13 protein-coding genes are annotated in these 16,579 nt (G+C 61.4%); 4 read left to right on the top strand and 9 right to left on the bottom strand.

The features are described 5' to 3' along the window. Nucleotides 1–113: 113 nt before the first annotated feature. From gltB to hemE, 3 genes are all read left to right on the top strand, one after another. On the top strand, nucleotides 114–4,559 hold the full coding sequence (gene gltB / locus AB4P96_RS29680; RefSeq protein WP_236445705.1) for a glutamate synthase large subunit: 4,446 nt from the start codon (nucleotides 114–116) through the stop codon (nucleotides 4,557–4,559). 32 nt (nucleotides 4,560–4,591) lie between these two features. Then, entirely contained in the window at nucleotides 4,592–6,010 is a 1,419-nt protein-coding gene (locus AB4P96_RS29675) for an FAD-dependent oxidoreductase (protein WP_003187920.1), read from the top strand. 238 nt (nucleotides 6,011–6,248) lie between these two features. Further along, entirely contained in the window at nucleotides 6,249–7,316 is a 1,068-nt protein-coding gene (gene hemE / locus AB4P96_RS29670) for a uroporphyrinogen decarboxylase (protein WP_395600379.1), read from the top strand. A gap of 117 nt (nucleotides 7,317–7,433) precedes the next feature. On the opposite strand, the gene AB4P96_RS29665 is transcribed toward hemE, so the two are convergent. After that, on the bottom strand, nucleotides 7,434–8,660 hold the full coding sequence (locus AB4P96_RS29665) for an MFS transporter (protein ID WP_395601005.1): 1,227 nt from the start codon (nucleotides 8,658–8,660) through the stop codon (nucleotides 7,434–7,436). A 172-nt stretch (nucleotides 8,661–8,832) separates the two neighbouring features. Here AB4P96_RS29665 and AB4P96_RS29660 point away from each other — a divergent pair, with 172 nt between their 5' ends. Beyond that, complete coding sequence (locus tag AB4P96_RS29660; RefSeq protein WP_017138561.1) at nucleotides 8,833–9,726, top strand: LysR family transcriptional regulator; 894 nt, start codon at nucleotides 8,833–8,835, stop codon at nucleotides 9,724–9,726. Between the two features lie 369 nt (nucleotides 9,727–10,095). On the opposite strand, the gene AB4P96_RS29655 is transcribed toward AB4P96_RS29660, so the two are convergent. Genes AB4P96_RS29655 through AB4P96_RS29620 form a run of 8 tightly spaced genes read right to left on the bottom strand, consistent with a single transcriptional unit; the run spans nucleotide 10,096 to nucleotide 16,571 of the window. Further along, complete coding sequence (locus tag AB4P96_RS29655) at nucleotides 10,096–10,515, bottom strand: hypothetical protein (RefSeq protein WP_017138558.1); 420 nt, start codon at nucleotides 10,513–10,515, stop codon at nucleotides 10,096–10,098. Nucleotides 10,516–10,541: 26 nt separating this feature from the next. After that, nucleotides 10,542–11,768 (bottom strand): beta-ketoacyl-ACP synthase, encoded by a 1,227-nt coding sequence (locus AB4P96_RS29650; RefSeq protein ID WP_017138557.1) that lies wholly within the window; start codon nucleotides 11,766–11,768, stop codon nucleotides 10,542–10,544. Beyond that, on the bottom strand, nucleotides 11,768–12,496 hold the full coding sequence (gene fabG, locus AB4P96_RS29645) for a 3-oxoacyl-ACP reductase FabG (protein WP_099548055.1): 729 nt from the start codon (nucleotides 12,494–12,496) through the stop codon (nucleotides 11,768–11,770). Before fabG ends, AB4P96_RS29650 begins: the two co-directional genes overlap by 1 nt. Then, nucleotides 12,493–12,954: a hotdog family protein gene (locus tag AB4P96_RS29640; protein WP_138452436.1), complete on the bottom strand. Its 462-nt coding sequence runs from the start codon at nucleotides 12,952–12,954 to the stop codon at nucleotides 12,493–12,495. Before AB4P96_RS29640 ends, fabG begins: the two co-directional genes overlap by 4 nt. Next, entirely contained in the window at nucleotides 12,951–14,117 is a 1,167-nt protein-coding gene (locus AB4P96_RS29635; protein WP_395600378.1) for a beta-ketoacyl-[acyl-carrier-protein] synthase family protein, read from the bottom strand. Before AB4P96_RS29635 ends, AB4P96_RS29640 begins: the two co-directional genes overlap by 4 nt. Next, nucleotides 14,114–14,596, bottom strand: a complete 483-nt coding sequence (locus AB4P96_RS29630; protein ID WP_169986587.1) for a hypothetical protein — start codon at nucleotides 14,594–14,596, stop codon at nucleotides 14,114–14,116. The genes AB4P96_RS29635 and AB4P96_RS29630 overlap by 4 nt, the downstream gene beginning before the upstream one ends. Next, nucleotides 14,593–15,327 (bottom strand): class I SAM-dependent methyltransferase, encoded by a 735-nt coding sequence (locus AB4P96_RS29625; RefSeq protein WP_169986585.1) that lies wholly within the window; start codon nucleotides 15,325–15,327, stop codon nucleotides 14,593–14,595. The genes AB4P96_RS29630 and AB4P96_RS29625 overlap by 4 nt, the downstream gene beginning before the upstream one ends. After that, complete coding sequence (locus AB4P96_RS29620; RefSeq protein ID WP_017138551.1) at nucleotides 15,324–16,571, bottom strand: NAD(P)/FAD-dependent oxidoreductase; 1,248 nt, start codon at nucleotides 16,569–16,571, stop codon at nucleotides 15,324–15,326. Before AB4P96_RS29620 ends, AB4P96_RS29625 begins: the two co-directional genes overlap by 4 nt. Nucleotides 16,572–16,579: the final 8 nt, after the last annotated feature.

The raw sequence follows: 16,579 nt of genomic DNA, 5'->3' as shown, positions 1-16,579 counted from the left end.
ATGACCTCCCTTTTGCCCCCGCTAAGCCGGCGTACGTTCGGCGTGGAAGGTAACCGGTTGAATTGAAAAGAAATTTGCCTCGATATAAGAGGCAGCCTGGTGAGAAAGTGTCTATGAAAGCAGGTCTGTACCAACCCGATGAATTCAAGGATAACTGCGGTTTCGGCCTGATAGCCCACATGCAGGGCGAGCCCAGTCATACCCTTTTGCAAACGGCCATCGAGGCCCTGACCTGCATGACCCACCGCGGTGGGATCAACGCCGACGGCAAGACCGGTGACGGTTGCGGCTTGCTGATTCAAAAACCCGACCAGTTCCTGCGCGCTGTCGCAAAAGAGCAATTTGCTGTCGACCTGCCCAAGCAGTACGCCGTGGGCATGGTGTTTTTCAATCAGGACCCGGTAAAAGCCGAGGCCGCTCGCGAGAACATGAACCGCGAGATCCTGGCTGCTGGCCTGCAACTGGTGGGCTGGCGCAAAGTGCCGATCGACACCAGCGTGCTCGGCCGCCTGGCCCTGGAGCGCCTGCCGCAGATCGAACAAGTGTTCATCGCAGGCGATGGCCTCAGCGATCAGGACATGGCGATCAAGCTGTTTACCTCGCGTCGTCGTTCATCGGTGTCCAACGCCGCCGACACCGACCACTACATCTGCAGCTTTTCGCACAAGACCATCATTTATAAAGGCCTGATGATGCCGGCGGATTTGACCGCCTTCTATCCAGACCTGAGCGACGAGCGCCTGCAAACCGCAATCTGCGTGTTCCACCAGCGCTTCTCCACCAACACCCTGCCGAAATGGCCGCTGGCTCAGCCATTCCGCTTTCTCGCCCACAACGGCGAGATCAACACCATCACCGGCAACCGCAACTGGGCCGTGGCCCGTCGCACCAAGTTCGCCAACGATTTGATGGACCTCGAAGAGCTCGGCCCGCTGGTTAACCGCGTGGGTTCCGACTCCTCCAGCATGGACAACATGCTCGAACTGATGGTCACCGGCGGCATTGACCTGTTCCGTGGCGTGCGCATGATCATTCCGCCTGCGTGGCAGAACGTCGAGACCATGGACCCGGACCTGCGTGCGTTCTACGAGTACAACTCGATGCACATGGAGCCGTGGGACGGCCCGGCCGGCGTGGTGATGACCGACGGCCGCTACGCGGTGTGCCTGCTCGACCGTAACGGCCTGCGCCCGGCGCGTTGGGTGACTACCACCAACGGCTTCATCACCCTGGCGTCGGAAATCGGCGTGTGGGACTACAAGCCTGAAGACGTGATCGCCAAAGGCCGTGTAGGCCCGGGCCAGATCCTGGCCGTGGACACCGAAACCGGGCAGATCCTCGACACCGACGCCATCGACAACCGCTTGAAGTCGCGTCACCCGTACAAGCAATGGCTGCGCAAGAACGCCCTGCGCATCCAGGCGACCATGGAAGACAACGACCACGGTTCGGCTTTCTATGACGTCGACCAGCTCAAGCAGTACATGAAGATGTACCAGGTCACGTTCGAAGAGCGCGACCAAGTGCTGCGCCCGCTCGGTGAGCAAGGCTATGAGGCGGTCGGCTCCATGGGCGATGACACGCCAATGGCCGTGCTGTCCCAGCGCGTGCGTACGCCGTACGACTATTTCCGCCAGCAGTTCGCCCAGGTGACCAACCCGCCGATCGACCCGCTGCGTGAAGCCATCGTGATGTCGCTGGAAGTGTGCCTCGGTGCCGAGCGCAACATCTTCCAGGAATCGCCTGAGCACGCCTCCCGTGTGATCCTCAGCTCGCCGGTCATTTCCCCGGCCAAATGGCGCTCGTTGATGACCCTGGAGCGTCCAGGTTTCGACCGCCAGATCATCGACCTGAACTACGACGAGAGCCTCGGCCTTGAAGCCGCTGTGCGCAACGTCGCCGATCAGGCCGAAGAAGCCGTGCGCGCCGGTCGTACCCAGATCGTGCTGACCGACCGTCACATTGCGCCAGGCAAGCTGCCGATCCACGCCTCCTTGGCCACCGGCGCGGTGCACCACCGCCTGACCGAAAAAGGCCTGCGTTGCGACTCCAACATCCTCGTGGAAACGGCTACTGCCCGCGACCCGCATCACTTCGCAGTGCTGATCGGTTTCGGCGCCTCGGCGGTTTACCCGTTCCTGGCCTACGAAGTGCTGGGTGATTTGATCCGTACCGGTGAAGTACTGGGCGACCTCTATGAGGTGTTCAAGAACTACCGTAAGGGCATCACCAAGGGCTTGCTGAAGATCCTGTCGAAGATGGGCATCTCCACCGTCACGTCTTACCGTGGCGCACAGCTGTTCGAAGCCATCGGCCTGTCCGAAGAGGTTTGCGAGCTGAGCTTCCGTGGTGTGCCAAGCCGTATCAAGGGTGCGCGTTTCGTCGACATCGAAGCCGAACAGAAAGCCCTGGCAGCCGAAGCCTGGAGCGCGCGCAAGCCGATCCAGCAAGGCGGCCTGCTGAAGTTCGTGCACGGTGGCGAATACCACGCCTACAACCCGGACGTGGTCAGCACCCTGCAAGCCGCTGTGCAGCAGGGCGACTACGCCAAGTTCAAGGAATACACCGCGCTGGTGGATAACCGCCCGGTGTCGATGATCCGTGACCTGTTCAAGGTGAAGACCCTGGATACGCCGCTGGCCATCAGCGAAATCGAACCATTGGAATCGATCCTCAAGCGCTTCGACTCCGCCGGTATTTCCCTGGGTGCCTTGTCGCCTGAGGCCCACGAAGCCCTGGCCGAAGCCATGAACCGCCTGGGTGCGCGTTCCAACTCCGGCGAAGGCGGCGAAGACCCTGCGCGCTACGGCACCATCAAGAGCTCGAAAATCAAGCAAGTGGCGACGGGTCGTTTCGGTGTAACGCCGGAATACCTGGTTAACGCCGAAGTGCTGCAGATCAAAGTCGCCCAGGGCGCCAAGCCCGGCGAAGGCGGCCAACTGCCTGGTGGCAAGGTCAACGGTTTGATCGCCAAGCTGCGTTACGCAGTGCCCGGCGTCACCCTGATTTCGCCGCCGCCGCACCACGACATCTATTCGATTGAAGACTTGTCGCAGCTGATTTTCGACTTGAAACAAGTCAACCCGCAGGCGCTGGTCTCGGTGAAGCTCGTGGCAGAAGCTGGCGTGGGCACTATCGCCGCCGGTGTGGCCAAGGCCTATGCCGACCTGATCACCATCTCCGGCTATGACGGCGGCACCGGCGCTTCGCCGCTGACTTCCATCAAGTACGCTGGCGCACCGTGGGAGCTCGGCCTGGCTGAAACCCACCAGACCCTGCGCGGCAACGACCTGCGCGGCAAGGTGCGGGTGCAGACCGATGGCGGCCTGAAGACCGGCCTCGACGTGATCAAGGCCGCGATCCTCGGCGCCGAAAGCTTCGGCTTCGGTACTGCGCCAATGATCGCCCTGGGCTGCAAATACCTGCGCATCTGCCACCTGAACAACTGCGCCACCGGCGTCGCCACTCAGAACGAGAAGCTGCGCAAGGATCACTACATCGGCACCGTCGACATGGTGGTGAACTTCTTCACCTACGTCGCCGAAGAAACCCGTGAGTGGCTGGCCAAGCTGGGCGTGCGTTCGCTGGAAGAGCTGATCGGCCGTACCGACCTGCTCGACATCCTCGAAGGCCAGACCGCCAAGCAACAGCACCTGGACCTGACGCCGCTGTTGGGCAGCGATCACATCCCGGCAGACAAGCCGCAATTCTGCCAGGTGGACCGCAACCCGCCGTTCGACAAAGGCCTGCTGGCCGAGAAGATGGTCGAAATGGCCAGTTCCTCGATCAATGACGCCAGCGGTGGCGACTTTGCCCTGGATATCTGCAACTGCGACCGTTCGATCGGCGCACGCATCTCCGGCGAAATCGCGCGCAAGCACGGCAACCAAGGCATGGCGAAAGCGCCGATCACCTTCCGCTTCAACGGCACAGCCGGCCAGAGCTTTGGCGTATGGAACGCCGGCGGCCTGCACATGTACCTCGAAGGTGACGCCAACGACTACGTGGGCAAGGGCATGACCGGCGGCAAGCTGGTGATCGTTCCGCCTAAAGGCAGCATCTACAAGACTCAGGACAGTGCCATCATCGGCAACACCTGCTTGTACGGTGCCACCGGTGGCAAGCTGTTCGCTGCCGGTACTGCCGGTGAGCGTTTCGCCGTGCGTAACTCCGGTGCCCACACCGTGGTGGAAGGCACTGGCGATCACTGCTGCGAGTACATGACCGGTGGCTTTGTCGCGGTACTGGGCAAGACCGGTTACAACTTCGGCTCGGGCATGACCGGCGGTTTCGCCTACGTGCTTGACCAGGACAACACCTTCGTCGACAAGGTCAACCACGAGTTGGTCGAGATCCAGCGGATCAGCGGCGAAGCCATGGAGTCCTACCGGAACCACTTGCAGCACGTGCTGGACGAGTACGTCGAGGAGACCGGCAGCGAATGGGGCCGTAACCTCGCCGAAAACCTCGATGATTACCTGCGTCGTTTCTGGCTGGTCAAGCCCAAGGCTGCCAACCTGAAATCGTTGCTTTCCAGCATCCGTGCCAACCCGCAGTGATATGCGCCTGAAGAGTTTGATGAGGTTTTAACATGGCTGAACGTCTGAATAACGACTTCCAGTTCATCGATGTCGGGCGCAAAGATCCGAAGAAGAAACTGTTGCGTCAACGCAAGAAAGAGTTCGTGGAAATCTACGAACCCTTCAAACCCCAGCACTCGGCCGACCAGGCCCACCGCTGCCTGGGTTGCGGTAACCCGTATTGCGAATGGAAGTGCCCGGTGCATAACTTCATTCCCAACTGGCTCAAGCTGGTGGCCGAGGGCAACATCCTCGCCGCCGCCGAGCTGTCGCACCAGACCAACACCCTGCCGGAAGTCTGCGGCAGGGTTTGTCCCCAGGACCGTCTGTGCGAGGGTGCCTGCACCCTTAACGACGGCTTCGGCGCGGTGACCATCGGTTCGGTGGAGAAGTACATCACCGACACCGCGTTCGCCATGGGTTGGCGCCCGGACATGTCCAAGGTCAAGCCGACCGGCAAGCGCGTTGCGATCATCGGCGCAGGCCCGGCGGGCCTGGGCTGTGCCGACGTGCTGGTGCGCGGCGGTGTGACCCCGGTGGTGTTCGACAAGAACCCGGAAATCGGCGGCCTGCTGACCTTTGGTATTCCCGAGTTCAAGCTGGAAAAAACCGTGCTGAGCCACCGTCGTGAAGTCTTCACCGGCATGGGTATCGAGTTCCGTCTCAATACCGAAATCGGCAAAGACATCACCATGGAGCAACTGCTCGCCGAATACGACGCCGTGTTCATGGGCATGGGCACCTACACCTACATGAAGGGCGGCTTTGCCGGTGAGGACCTGCCGGGCGTGTATGACGCGCTCGACTTCCTGATCGCCAACGTCAACCGCAACCTGGGCTTTGAAAAGTCGCCGGAAGATTTCGTCGACATGAAAGGCAAGAAGGTCGTGGTACTGGGCGGTGGTGACACCGCGATGGACTGCAACCGCACCTCGATCCGCCAGGGCGCCAAGTCGGTGACCTGTGCTTATCGTCGTGACGAAGCCAACATGCCCGGTTCGCGCAAAGAGGTGAAGAACGCCAAGGAAGAAGGCGTGAAGTTCCTCTACAACCGCCAGCCGATCGCCATCGTCGGTGAAGACCGTGTTGAAGGTGTGAAGGTGGTCGAGACCCGTCTCGGCGAGCCGGACGCCCGTGGCCGTCGCAGTCCCGAGCCGATCCCGGGTTCCGAAGAAATCATCCCGGCTGATGCCGTGGTTATCGCCTTCGGTTTCCGTCCAAGCCCGGCGCCATGGTTCGAGCAGTTCGAGATCCAGACCGACAGCCAGGGCCGCGTGGTAGCCCCGGAACAAGGCCAGTACAAGCACCAGACCAGCAACCCGAAAATCTTCGCCGGTGGCGATATGGTGCGCGGCTCTGACCTGGTAGTGACCGCGATCTTCGAAGGCCGCAACGCCGCCGAAGGCATCCTGGACTACCTGCAAGTTTGATTTGAAACACGGTCAACGGTGGGAGCTGGCTTGCCTGCGATAGCGATAGTGAATTCACCACCGCCATCGCAGGCAAGCCAGCTCCCACACAAACCCCATTCCAGATAGGGTTTGGTGGTGTCTGTCATACCGCAAGACACCGCGACAAATTGACCCGATAGACAAAAGGCACGGCTCACTCCGTGCCTTTTGCGTCGCGCTCTGAGAAAATGCCCGCACTTTTTTTGCGGATGCCGACATGACTGCCCTCAAGAACGACCGTTTCCTTCGTGCCCTGCTCAAGCAACCCGTAGACGTCACGCCCGTGTGGATGATGCGTCAAGCCGGTCGCTACCTGCCGGAATACCGCGCCAGTCGCGCCAATGCCGGCGACTTCATGAGCCTGTGCATGAACCCGGAGTTCGCCTGCGAAGTCACGATGCAGCCGCTGGACCGCTACCCACAACTGGATGCGGCCATCCTCTTCTCCGATATCCTCACCATTCCTGACGCCATGGGCCAAGGCCTGTATTTTGAAACCGGCGAAGGCCCGCGTTTCAAAAAAGTTGTCAGCACCCTGGCCGACATCGAAGCCCTGCCGATCCCGGACCCGCATAAAGACCTCGGCTACGTGATGGACGCTGTGAGCACCATCCGCCGCGAGCTTAACGGCCGCGTGCCGCTGATCGGCTTCTCCGGCAGCCCGTGGACCCTGGCTACCTACATGGTCGAAGGCGGCTCGTCGAAAGACTTCCGCAAAACCAAGGCCATGCTTTACGACAACCCGCAAGCCATGCACCTGTTGCTGGACAAGCTGGCGCAGTCGGTTACCAGCTACCTCAACGGCCAGATCATGGCCGGCGCGCAAGCGGTGCAGATCTTCGACACCTGGGGCGGCAACCTGTCGTCGGCGGCGTATCAGGAGTTCTCCCTGGCTTACATGCGCAAAATCGTCAGCGGCCTGATCCGCGAACACGAAGGTCGCAAAGTGCCGGTCATCATGTTCACCAAAGGCGGCGGCCTGTGGCTGGAAAGCATTGCTGATGCTGGTGCCGATGCACTGGGCCTGGACTGGACCTGCGACCTGGGCGAAGCCCGCCGTCGCGTCGGCAACCAGGTAGCGCTGCAAGGCAACATGGACCCGACCGTGCTCTACGCCAAGCCGGAAGCGATCCGCAACGAAGTCGGCCGCATCCTGGCCAGCTATGGCAAGGGCAGCGGCCACGTGTTCAACCTCGGCCATGGCATCACCCCGGAAGTGAACCCGGAGCACGCTGGCGCGTTCCTGCGTGCAGTGCATGAGCTGTCGGCGCAATACCACGAATAAAACGCAAACCAAATGTGGGAGCTGGCTTGTCGAATCGTCGCACCGCTGCGATAGCAGTAGTGAATTCATCACCGCCATCGCAGGCAAGCCAGCTCCCACATTAAAAGCAGGACCGCGTCAGGTTTTTACATTCCCCAGCGGCGGCAATTTCGCCAGCTTCAGCGCCACCAGCAGCGCGCCAATCAACAGCGCCACGATAAACCCGCCAATCCCGTTCCACCCGGCAAAGTGCCAGAAGAACCCGCCCGCCGTCCCCGCGACACTCGACCCCACGTAGTAGCAGAACAGGTACAGCGACGACGCCTGCCCTTTGGCCCTTACCGCCCGCCGCCCAATCCAGCTGCTGGCTACCGAATGCGCGCCGAAGAAGCCGAAGGTGAAGATCAGCATGCCCGGCACCACCAGCCACAGCGGCGTGAACAGGGTCAGCAGCATCCCCGACAACATCAAGACGATGGTGCCCCACAGTACGCGACGGCGGCCGAGACGGTCAGCCAGGGAGCCGATTTTTGCCGAGCTGTAGATGCCCGACAGGTACACCAGCGACAACAGACCGACCACCGCCTGGCTCAGCTCATAAGGCGAGACCAGCAGGCGATAGCCGATGTAGTTGAACATCGTCACGAACGCGCCCATCAACAGGAAGGCCTCGAGGAACAGCCACGGCAGGCCCGCGTCCTTGAAGTGCATGACAAAACCGTCCACCAGGTTGCGCGGCTTCAGGCTGCTGGCGCGGAAGTTGCGCGATTCAGGCAGGATTTTCCAGAACACCGTGGCCGCGATCAGCGCCAGCGCGCCGATGATCAGCATTGCGGTGTGCCAGCTGACAAAGTCGATCAACACGCCGATGATCAGGCGCCCGCTCATGCCGCCAATCGCGTTGCCGCCGATGTACAAGCCCATGGCCAGGCCAATGTGCTGAGGGTGGATCTCTTCGCTCAGGTAAGTCATCGCCACGGCGGCCAGGCCGCTTAGCGACAAGCCCACCAGCGCACGCATCAGCAGAATGCCTTCCCAGGTCGGCATCAAGCCGCTGGCGATGGTCGCCAGCGCGGCACAGAACAGGGCTGAAACCATCACCGGCTTGCGCCCCAAGCGGTCGGAAATCGGTCCGGTAATCAGCAGGCCCAGCGCCAGCATCGCCGTGGCGACCGAGAGGATCAGGCTGCTTTGCGCCGCATTGATGGAAAACTCGTGGGATAACGCCGGCATCATCGGTTGCACGCAGTACAGCAGGGCAAAGGTGGCAAACCCGCCGGAGAACAGCGCCAGCACCGTGCGCATGAACATCGGCGTGCCTTTTTCGATGTACGCGTCATTGAGCTGGGCGACCACCTCATCCAAGGCGGTAGGCGGGACTTCTTGAGCGAATGGCGCGACAGCAGATTTCACGGGGACCTCGGGGAGGAAAAGCCTGCCAGGACTGGCAATACGAAAAAGAATATAGCTGCCTAATGATTCTTTCCAATATATTGTTCGACCTGTTTAAGAGCTTTTACGACCTAATGAGGCTTGCATGGAATTGCGTCACTTGCGGTACTTCATTGCCGTCGCCGAAGAGCTGCATTTTGGCCGCGCCGCGCAGGTGCTGGGCATCTCTCAACCGCCGTTGAGCCAGCAGATCCAGGCGCTGGAACAGGAGGTAGGCGCACGCTTGTTTGAGCGCACCAATCGTCGGGTTGAGCTGAGCGAGGCCGGCCGATTGTTCCTGCACGAGGCGCGTTTGGTGTTGGCGCAGGTGGATAAAGCCGCCGACGTTGCCCGCCGCGCGCAATTGGGGGAGTTAGGCGAACTGAAGATCGGCTTCACCTCGTCGGCGCCATTTAACGCCAGCATTCCACAGGCGATCTTTGCGTTTCGTAAAGCCTTCCCGGCGGTGCACCTGAATTTGCAGGAAATGAGCAGCACCGAAGTGGCCGAGTCGCTGGTGGATGAGTCGATTCAGGTGGGCCTGATGCGCCCGCTGCCGTTGCCGGATTCTCTAAGCGTGATCGAGTTGATGCGCGAGCCGTTGGTTGCGGTATTGAACGCTGGCCATCCGTTGGTGGAAGGCAGCGAGCGCGGCCTGCACCTGGCGCAACTGGCCGAAGAGCCGTTTGTATTTTTCCCGCGCACCTACGGCAGCGGCCTCTACGCTCAGCTGCTCAACCTGGCCCGCGATGCCGGCTTCAGCCCGCACTTCGCCCAGGAAGCTGGAGAAGCGATGACCATCATCGGCCTGGTGGCGGCGGGGTTGGGGGTGTCGGTGCTGCCGGCGTCTTACCAGCGCATCCGCATTGATGGCGTGGTCTATCGCACCTTGCTCGATCGGGAGGCCGTGACGGCGGTGTGGCTGGTGCAACGCAAGGGTGCGCAAACGCCAATGGCCAAGGCCTTTGTGGAGCTGCTGACGCGCCAGGCGATCTTATAGTCGAACACGGTCAAAAGTGGGAGCTGGCTTGCCTGCGATGCAGGCGTCTCGGTTTATCAGAAAAACTGAGGTGATCCCATCGCAGCATAGGTATCTACACAACCGGTTAACACGAAGTCTGTGGCAGGTGGGCTGTTGTGGCGAGCAGGCTTGTCGAATCGTCGCACCGCCTGCGTTGGGCTGCGAAGCGGCCCCAGTACAGGCACTGCAATTTTGCTGAAAGTACTCAGCGTCTGTTTTTGGGGCTGCTTCGCAGCCCAACGCAGGACAAGCCTGCTCGCCACAGGAGAAATAGGGTGCTTTTAAAAGTTGTGTAGATACCTATGCCCATCGCAGGCAAGCCAGCTCCCACATTTGGATGCGAAAGCCTCAGTTCTGCTTTAAGGCCTCCACGCCATTGATACCCGCACTCTGCAAGCCCGCCATGATGTCGCGATCCAGCATGCTCACCCAGCGGTTGTAGTTGCGATGGATCTTGCCGTCCTTGTAGCCCAGGTCGCGGCTGTCGCGGTAGGTGATGGCGTAGCTGGTGCGGGTGTAGCGGATATCGATTTCGGCGTGGAATTGGTTGCGCACAGTGATTTCGGCCTGCACCAGTTGCGGGCTCAGGCGTTGCACGGTCCATTCGCGTTTTTGCAGGGCCGCGACGATCACCTGTTTGATTTTTTCTTCGCTGAGCTGGGCCGTGACCGGCAAATCGTGCTGGGTGTTTAGCACGGGTTTGTTGGTGCAACCGGCGGTGGTCAGCAAAGCCAGAGTGATCAGGGTGGCGCGTAGCAAGGAAGACATTCCGTTTTCTCCAGTCAATTAAAAAATCAGGACCAGCGGCGAAAGATCAGCGAAGTGTTGACGCCGCCAAAGGCAAAGTTGTTGTTCATCACGTAGTCGTTGTGCATCTCGCGAAACCCACCTTGCAGGTAATCCAGCTCGCCGCATTGCGGGTCGACGGCATCCAGGTTGAAGGTGTGCACATACTGGTCGCGGTTCATCATTTCGATGCTGAACCACGATTCCAGTGCGCCGCACGCGCCCAAAGTGTGGCCCAGGAAGCTTTTCTGCGAACTGATCGGCATGCGGCTGCCGAACAGGCTGCTGGTGGCCAGCGTTTCGGCGATGTCGCCCTGGTCGGTGGCGGTGCCGTGGCCATTGACGTAGCCGATGGCGGATGGCTCAAGCCCGGCATCTTCCAGAGCCAGCTCCATGGCGCGGCGCATGGTTTTCTGCTCTGGGCGCGTGGTGTGCTGGCCGTCGGCGTTGCTGCCGAAGCCGACCAACTCGGCGTGGATATGCGCACCGCGCGCCAGGGCGTGTTCCAGTTCTTCGAGCACCAGCATGCCGCCGCCTTCGCCGATCACCAGGCCGTCGCGGCCGCTGTCGTAAGGGCGTGGGCTGGTCTGCGGCGCGTCGTTTTTGAGGCTGGTGGCGTAGAGCGCGTCGAACACCATGGCTTCGGTGGGGCACAATTCCTCGGCGCCGCCGGCAAGCATCAACGGCAAGCGGCCGAACTTGATCGCCTCGTAGGCGTAACCAATGCCCTGGCTGCCGCTGGTGCAGGCGCTGGAGGTGGGGATCAGCCGCCCGGTCAGGCCAAAGAAGATGCTGATATTCGCCGCCGTGGTGTGCGGCATCATGCGCACATAGGAGTTGGCATTCAGCCCCTCGGCCACCGAGTTCAGCAGCATATTGCCGAACGCCTTGATCTCATCGGTGCTGCCGGTGGATGAGCCACAGGCGACGCCCATGCGCCCGTCCTTGATCGATTCGTCGCCGAGCAACCCGGCATCCTGCAACGCCTGTTCCGCCGCCCACACCGCCAGGCGAGAGACGCGGCCCATGCTGCGCAGTTGCTTGCGCGTCCAGTGCGCAGGCACGACGAAATCGTCGATCGGCCCGGCCAGACGCGTGTTCAATTCGGTAAAACGGTCCCACTCATCCATGCGCCGGATGCCGCTGCGGTTGGCGCGAAAGTTGGCGGCGATGGTGTCCCAATCGCTGCCCAGGGAGGTCATGCCGGCCATGCCGGTGACGACGACGCGTTTCATCAGCACAAGCCCCCATTCACGGCCAGCACTTGGCGCGTGATATAGCCGGCCTCGGCCGACATCAAGAAATTCACTGCCCCGGCGACTTCTTCCGGGGTGCCCATGCGTTGCGCCGGGATCATCTTCATCAGTTCTTCGACCGGCACGTTTTCATCCAGCATCGCCGTGTCGATCAAGCCGGGGGCGACGCAATTGACGGTGATCTTGCGCTTGCCAAGTTCAATAGCCAGCGCCTTGGCCGCGCCGATCAAACCGGCTTTGGAGGCGCTGTAATTGACCTGGCCACGGTTGCCGATCAAACCGGAAACCGACGTGATACAAACGATACGGCCAGCGGCGCGACGACGAATCATCGGCATCATCACCGGGTGCAGCACGTTGTAGAAACCATCCAGGTTGGTGCGCATCACCACATCCCAATCGTCTTCGGAGAGGGCCGGGAACGCACCGTCGCGTGTCAGGCCGGCGTTGAGCACCACGCCGTAATAGGCGCCATATTGCTCCACATCGGCTTCAAGGATTTCCTTGCAACTGAAACGATCCGCCACATCAAATTGCAGCACCCGCGCCTTGCGACCCAGCGCCTCGATCTCGAGCTTTACCGCGTCCGCTTCAGCGCGGCCACTGCGGCAATGCAGCACGATGTCATGCCCGGCCTGGGCCAGGCGCAGGGCAATGGCGCGGCCGATGCCACGGCTGGAGCCGGTGACCAGTACGGATTCAGTCATGGCGTTGAGTCCTTCGATTCATCTAAATAATTGGCCGCCTGGGGCGGTCGAAATACGTTCAAACGTGCGCTGGCCTGGATACCGTCACCGGTCAGGTGGCATTCGAACACACCCATGCCGTTGTCGTCTTCCAGCGAGCGCAGGCCGTGGATGCGCAGCTCGGCGCCGGCCGGGAAGTGTTCCACGTTGCATTCGAATTTGCGCGTGCCGAGCAGGAAACCCAGTTCCACTGCCTCGCCGTTCTGACGCGCGTGGCAGCCGGCATAGGCGGCGACGCTTTGCGCCATCAGCTCGATGCCGACCCAGGCTGGCAGGCCGCCGTCCGGCCGGTTGAACAGGCCGCCGGGCTTGACGGTGGCGCGGGTGTGAACCTGCTCTTCATCGAACGACAGCACCTGGTCGATCAGGATCATGTCGCCCGCGTGGGGCAGCAGTTCGGCGAGTGGCCAATCGATCATGGGGCCTCCGCGATTATCAGGCTGACGTTATTGCCGCCGAAGGCAAACGAGTTGCTCATCAGGCAGCGTTTTTTCAAGGTGTCGCCGGTCTGTGCCCACTGCAGCGCGGGCAGCGTCGGATCGGCTTGACCGTCCCACACATGCGGCGGCACACGGTCATGCATCAGGCTCAACCAGCAGAACGCCGCTTCCAGCGCGCCTGCGGCACCGAGGGTGTGGCCGCTCATGGGCTTGGTCGACGAACACGCTACGCCTTGAGGAAACAGGCTGGCGACGGCCAGGCTTTCCATGGCGTCGTTGTGTTGGGTGGCAGTGCCATGCAGGTTCAGGTAACCGATGTGTTCCGGTTCAAGTTTGGCGCTGGCCAAGGCCTTGCGCATCGACTGCAACGCACCTTTGCCGCTGGGCTCTGGCGCGGAGATATGGTGCGCATCGCAACTGGCGCCGCTGCCGAGCAAGGCAATCGGCGCAGGTGTTTTGGTCATCAGAAACAGCACTGCCGCTTCGCCGATATTGATGCCGTTGCGGTTCACCGAAAACGGATTGCAGCGTTCGCTGGCGACCGCTTCCAGCGCGGTAAAGCCGTTCAGCGTCAGCTTGCACAGGCTGTCGACGCCACCGCAGATCACCGCATCACACACACCCAGGTCGAGCAGGCGCTGGGCACTCATCAACGCACGGGCGCTGGAAGTGCAGGCAGTAGAAATCACATAGGCCGGTCCGCTGACCTGCAACCAGTCGGCGAGAAAATTCGCCGGTGCGCTGAGTTCCTGTTGCTGGTAGTCATAGTCGCCCGGGAACTGCTGCCCACGCAGGTAATGCGCGATGCCGCGACTGGCTTCATCGATGCCCGAGGTGCTGGTGCCCAGCACAATGCCGACCCGCGAGGCGCCATGGGTGTGGATCGCCTGGCGCAGCTCGCTTTCAATCTGCACGGCCGCTTCCAGAAGCAACTGGTTATTGCGGCTGCTCTGCGGGCGTAGCTCAGCCGGGATTGCCACCAGCTCACTGCGTACACCGCCCACCGGCAGCACGCGCTCTGGCACCCAACCGCTTTCGGCGCGCATGCCGGAACAATCGCCGGCAAACAGGCTGCGGCTGACTTCCGCCTGGCCGCGGCCCAGGGCGCAGATCACGCCCAGGGCATTCAGGTAAGCCGTCATCGCGCCGCCCCCAGTGGGGTGATGCGGTAGCTCAACGACTGGCCCGCCATGTTCACGCTGAACACCTCGGAGGACTGATAGACGATCTGCCAATGCCCCGGCAGCGTGCGCGTCAGGTCCATCGCCTGGGCACGCGGGTACAGCGTGGGCACGTCATCGGCCGAGGTCAGCGCAAACAACAGCGCCGCAAACAGCTCACGCGCCTGCGGATTGGGCGGCAGCAAGCCGTCGGCCTGCCACTGGCCATTGATCAGCTTTTGCCGGGCCTGGGGAATGCCCAGCGGGTCCATCATCGACCAGCGAATGGCTGTGCCTTCGCGCTGGATCACCAGCAGCCAATCCTGGATTTGGCCGTCGGCGCGGCGCTGCACGTGCAATTGCATGGGCAAGGCCAGGGCCGGGGTTTTTTCGGGCAGCGGCGGCTGGCTGACGCAGGCGCTCAACAGCAACAGGCAACCCATCAACAGCATACGAATCATGTTTCGGCGCTCGCTAAAGGTTTACGCGCCACGCAGTTGACCAGCGTTTCTTCGCGCTGGCCAACCGGTGGTGGGCTGCGCAGGCCCCAGCGTTCCAGCAGGCCGAAATCGCTGGAGCGGCTCCACCACAAATACGGGTACGAAACGTTCTGCGGGCCGAACTCAAAACCCTGCTCGCGCAGCATCTCCAGGTATTCTTCAGCGCTCTTCTGCACATGCATCGGGTGGCGGAACAGCCAGCGAATCACCCAAGTGTCGATATAGGCTTCGGTGGATTCGGCAAACAGCAGATAGCCGCCCGGCTTGAGTACGCGATAGAACTCTTTCAAGGCGCGATGCTGTTCCACCAGATGGTGAAAGGTCTGGTGGCAGAACAGGATATCCACGCTTGCGTCCGGCACCTGCAGTGTGGCGCAGTCGCTGCCGATCAGCTCGATGGACAAGCCTTGGCGCTTGGCTTCCGCTTGGCTCAGCTCCAGGCTGTGCGGGTCGGCATCCAGGCCGATCAGGCGCTGTGGCGCGAACACCTGCTGCAAATACTGGAACGATTTGCCCTGGCCGCAACCGGCGTCCAGCAGCACCGGCGCCACGGGCAGCGGGTCGGTGAACAGGCCGCGCAGGTCGTTGATCGCCACGCGCAATACATGGTGCTGCCAAGTGTGGCTGCGCAGGAACCAGAAGCCGAATTTGGTTTCTTCGACGTAGTTTTTACTCAGGTATTGGCTACTCATACTGGCTCACCCGCACAAATTTCCGACAACATCCGCAGCCGCCGTTTGGGCTCGCTGACAAACGGGTTGCGCTCATCCCAGGCGTAACCGGCGAGGATCGAACTGATCATCCGGCGAATCTCCGGCGAGCTGCCTGGGTGAAAAATCACGTCCTGGAAGGTGCCTGCATACCAGCCTTCGACATAGCAACGGAAGGTGTCGACCCCGCGTTTCAGCGGCTCGGCGAACTCGGTTTGCCAGTCGACGGTTTCGCCCTTGAGTTGGCGATGTAACAGCGCTGCGGCCATGCTCGCCGAACGCATGGCGATGGTCACGCCGGAAGAGAACACCGGATCGAGAAATTCCGCCGCATTGCCCAGCAGCGCAAAGCCAGGGCCGTGCAGGGTTTTGACGTTGGCCGAATAGCCGGCGAGGGTACGCGCGGGCGTATCCCACACGGCGTTTTGCAGCACGCCCGCCAGGCTTGGCGTCTCAGCGATGAAACCGCGCAGGCAGGCGTCGAGGTCGCTGTCGCGGCCGTCGAAATGTTCTTTTGCCGCCACCACGCCTACCGAGCAGCGGCCATGGCTGAACGGGATGGTCCAGAACCAGATATCGCGTTGGGTCGGGTGAGTGGTGACGAGGATTTTGCTGCGATCAAAACCTGGGTGTGTGATGTGATCTTCAACGTGGGTAAACACCGCCTGGCGCACCGGGAAATTCGACGGTGCTTCCAGGTCCAGCAGGCGCGACAGCACGCGGCCGTAGCCGCTGGCATCGAGCACGAACTTGGCCTTGAGGTGATACTCGCTGCCATTCTGGCGACGCACGTGCAGGTAGCGGCTTTCACCGGCGAAATCCACACCGACGATGCTTTGGCCATAGCGAATCTCTACGCCTTGCAGCGCCGCTTGATCAGCCAGCAACTTGTCGAACTCGCCGCGCTGCACCTGGAAGGTGGTGGGCTTGCCGTTGCTGAAGGTGTCACCGAAATCAAACGCACTGTAGCGCTCGCCCCAGGCGAACGCCGCGCCGGTTTTTACCTGGAAACCCGCGGCCTGTACGGCGTCGAGCATGCCGGCTTCTTCGATAAAGTCGATGCAGTGCGACAGCAGGCTTTCGCCAATCGAGAAGCGTGGGAAATGCTCGCGCTCGATTATCAATACATCATGCCCGTGGCGCTTTAACAGCGCGGCGGCGATAGCGCCGGATGGCCCGGCACCAATCACCACCACCTGGCGACGTTCCATTTCAACTGTGGGCACGAGGGCTC

It is taken from the genome of Pseudomonas sp. B19125, from assembly GCF_044218855.1.
Taxonomy (GTDB): Bacteria; Pseudomonadota; Gammaproteobacteria; order Pseudomonadales; family Pseudomonadaceae; genus Aquipseudomonas; species Aquipseudomonas edaphica.
The sequence above is the reverse complement of the archived record's forward strand: the minus strand, read 5'-3'. Positions and strand labels throughout refer to the sequence as shown.

Bases quoted from the DNA above. Each gene is read 5' to 3' on its own strand.
- gltB (WP_236445705.1), top strand. From the start codon at position 114: ATGAAAGCAGGTCTGTACCAACCCGATGAATTCAAGGATAACTGCGGT.
- AB4P96_RS29675 (WP_003187920.1), top strand. From the start codon at position 4,592: ATGGCTGAACGTCTGAATAACGACTTCCAGTTCATCGATGTCGGGCGC.
- hemE (WP_395600379.1), top strand. From the start codon at position 6,249: ATGACTGCCCTCAAGAACGACCGTTTCCTTCGTGCCCTGCTCAAGCAA.
- AB4P96_RS29660 (WP_017138561.1), top strand. From the start codon at position 8,833: ATGGAATTGCGTCACTTGCGGTACTTCATTGCCGTCGCCGAAGAGCTG.
- AB4P96_RS29655 (WP_017138558.1), bottom strand. From the start codon at position 10,515: ATGTCTTCCTTGCTACGCGCCACCCTGATCACTCTGGCTTTGCTGACC.
- AB4P96_RS29650 (WP_017138557.1), bottom strand. From the start codon at position 11,768: ATGAAACGCGTCGTCGTCACCGGCATGGCCGGCATGACCTCCCTGGGC.
- fabG (WP_099548055.1), bottom strand. From the start codon at position 12,496: ATGACTGAATCCGTACTGGTCACCGGCTCCAGCCGTGGCATCGGCCGC.
- AB4P96_RS29640 (WP_138452436.1), bottom strand. From the start codon at position 12,954: ATGATCGATTGGCCACTCGCCGAACTGCTGCCCCACGCGGGCGACATG.
- AB4P96_RS29635 (WP_395600378.1), bottom strand. From the start codon at position 14,117: ATGACGGCTTACCTGAATGCCCTGGGCGTGATCTGCGCCCTGGGCCGC.
- AB4P96_RS29630 (WP_169986587.1), bottom strand. From the start codon at position 14,596: ATGATTCGTATGCTGTTGATGGGTTGCCTGTTGCTGTTGAGCGCCTGC.
- AB4P96_RS29625 (WP_169986585.1), bottom strand. From the start codon at position 15,327: ATGAGTAGCCAATACCTGAGTAAAAACTACGTCGAAGAAACCAAATTC.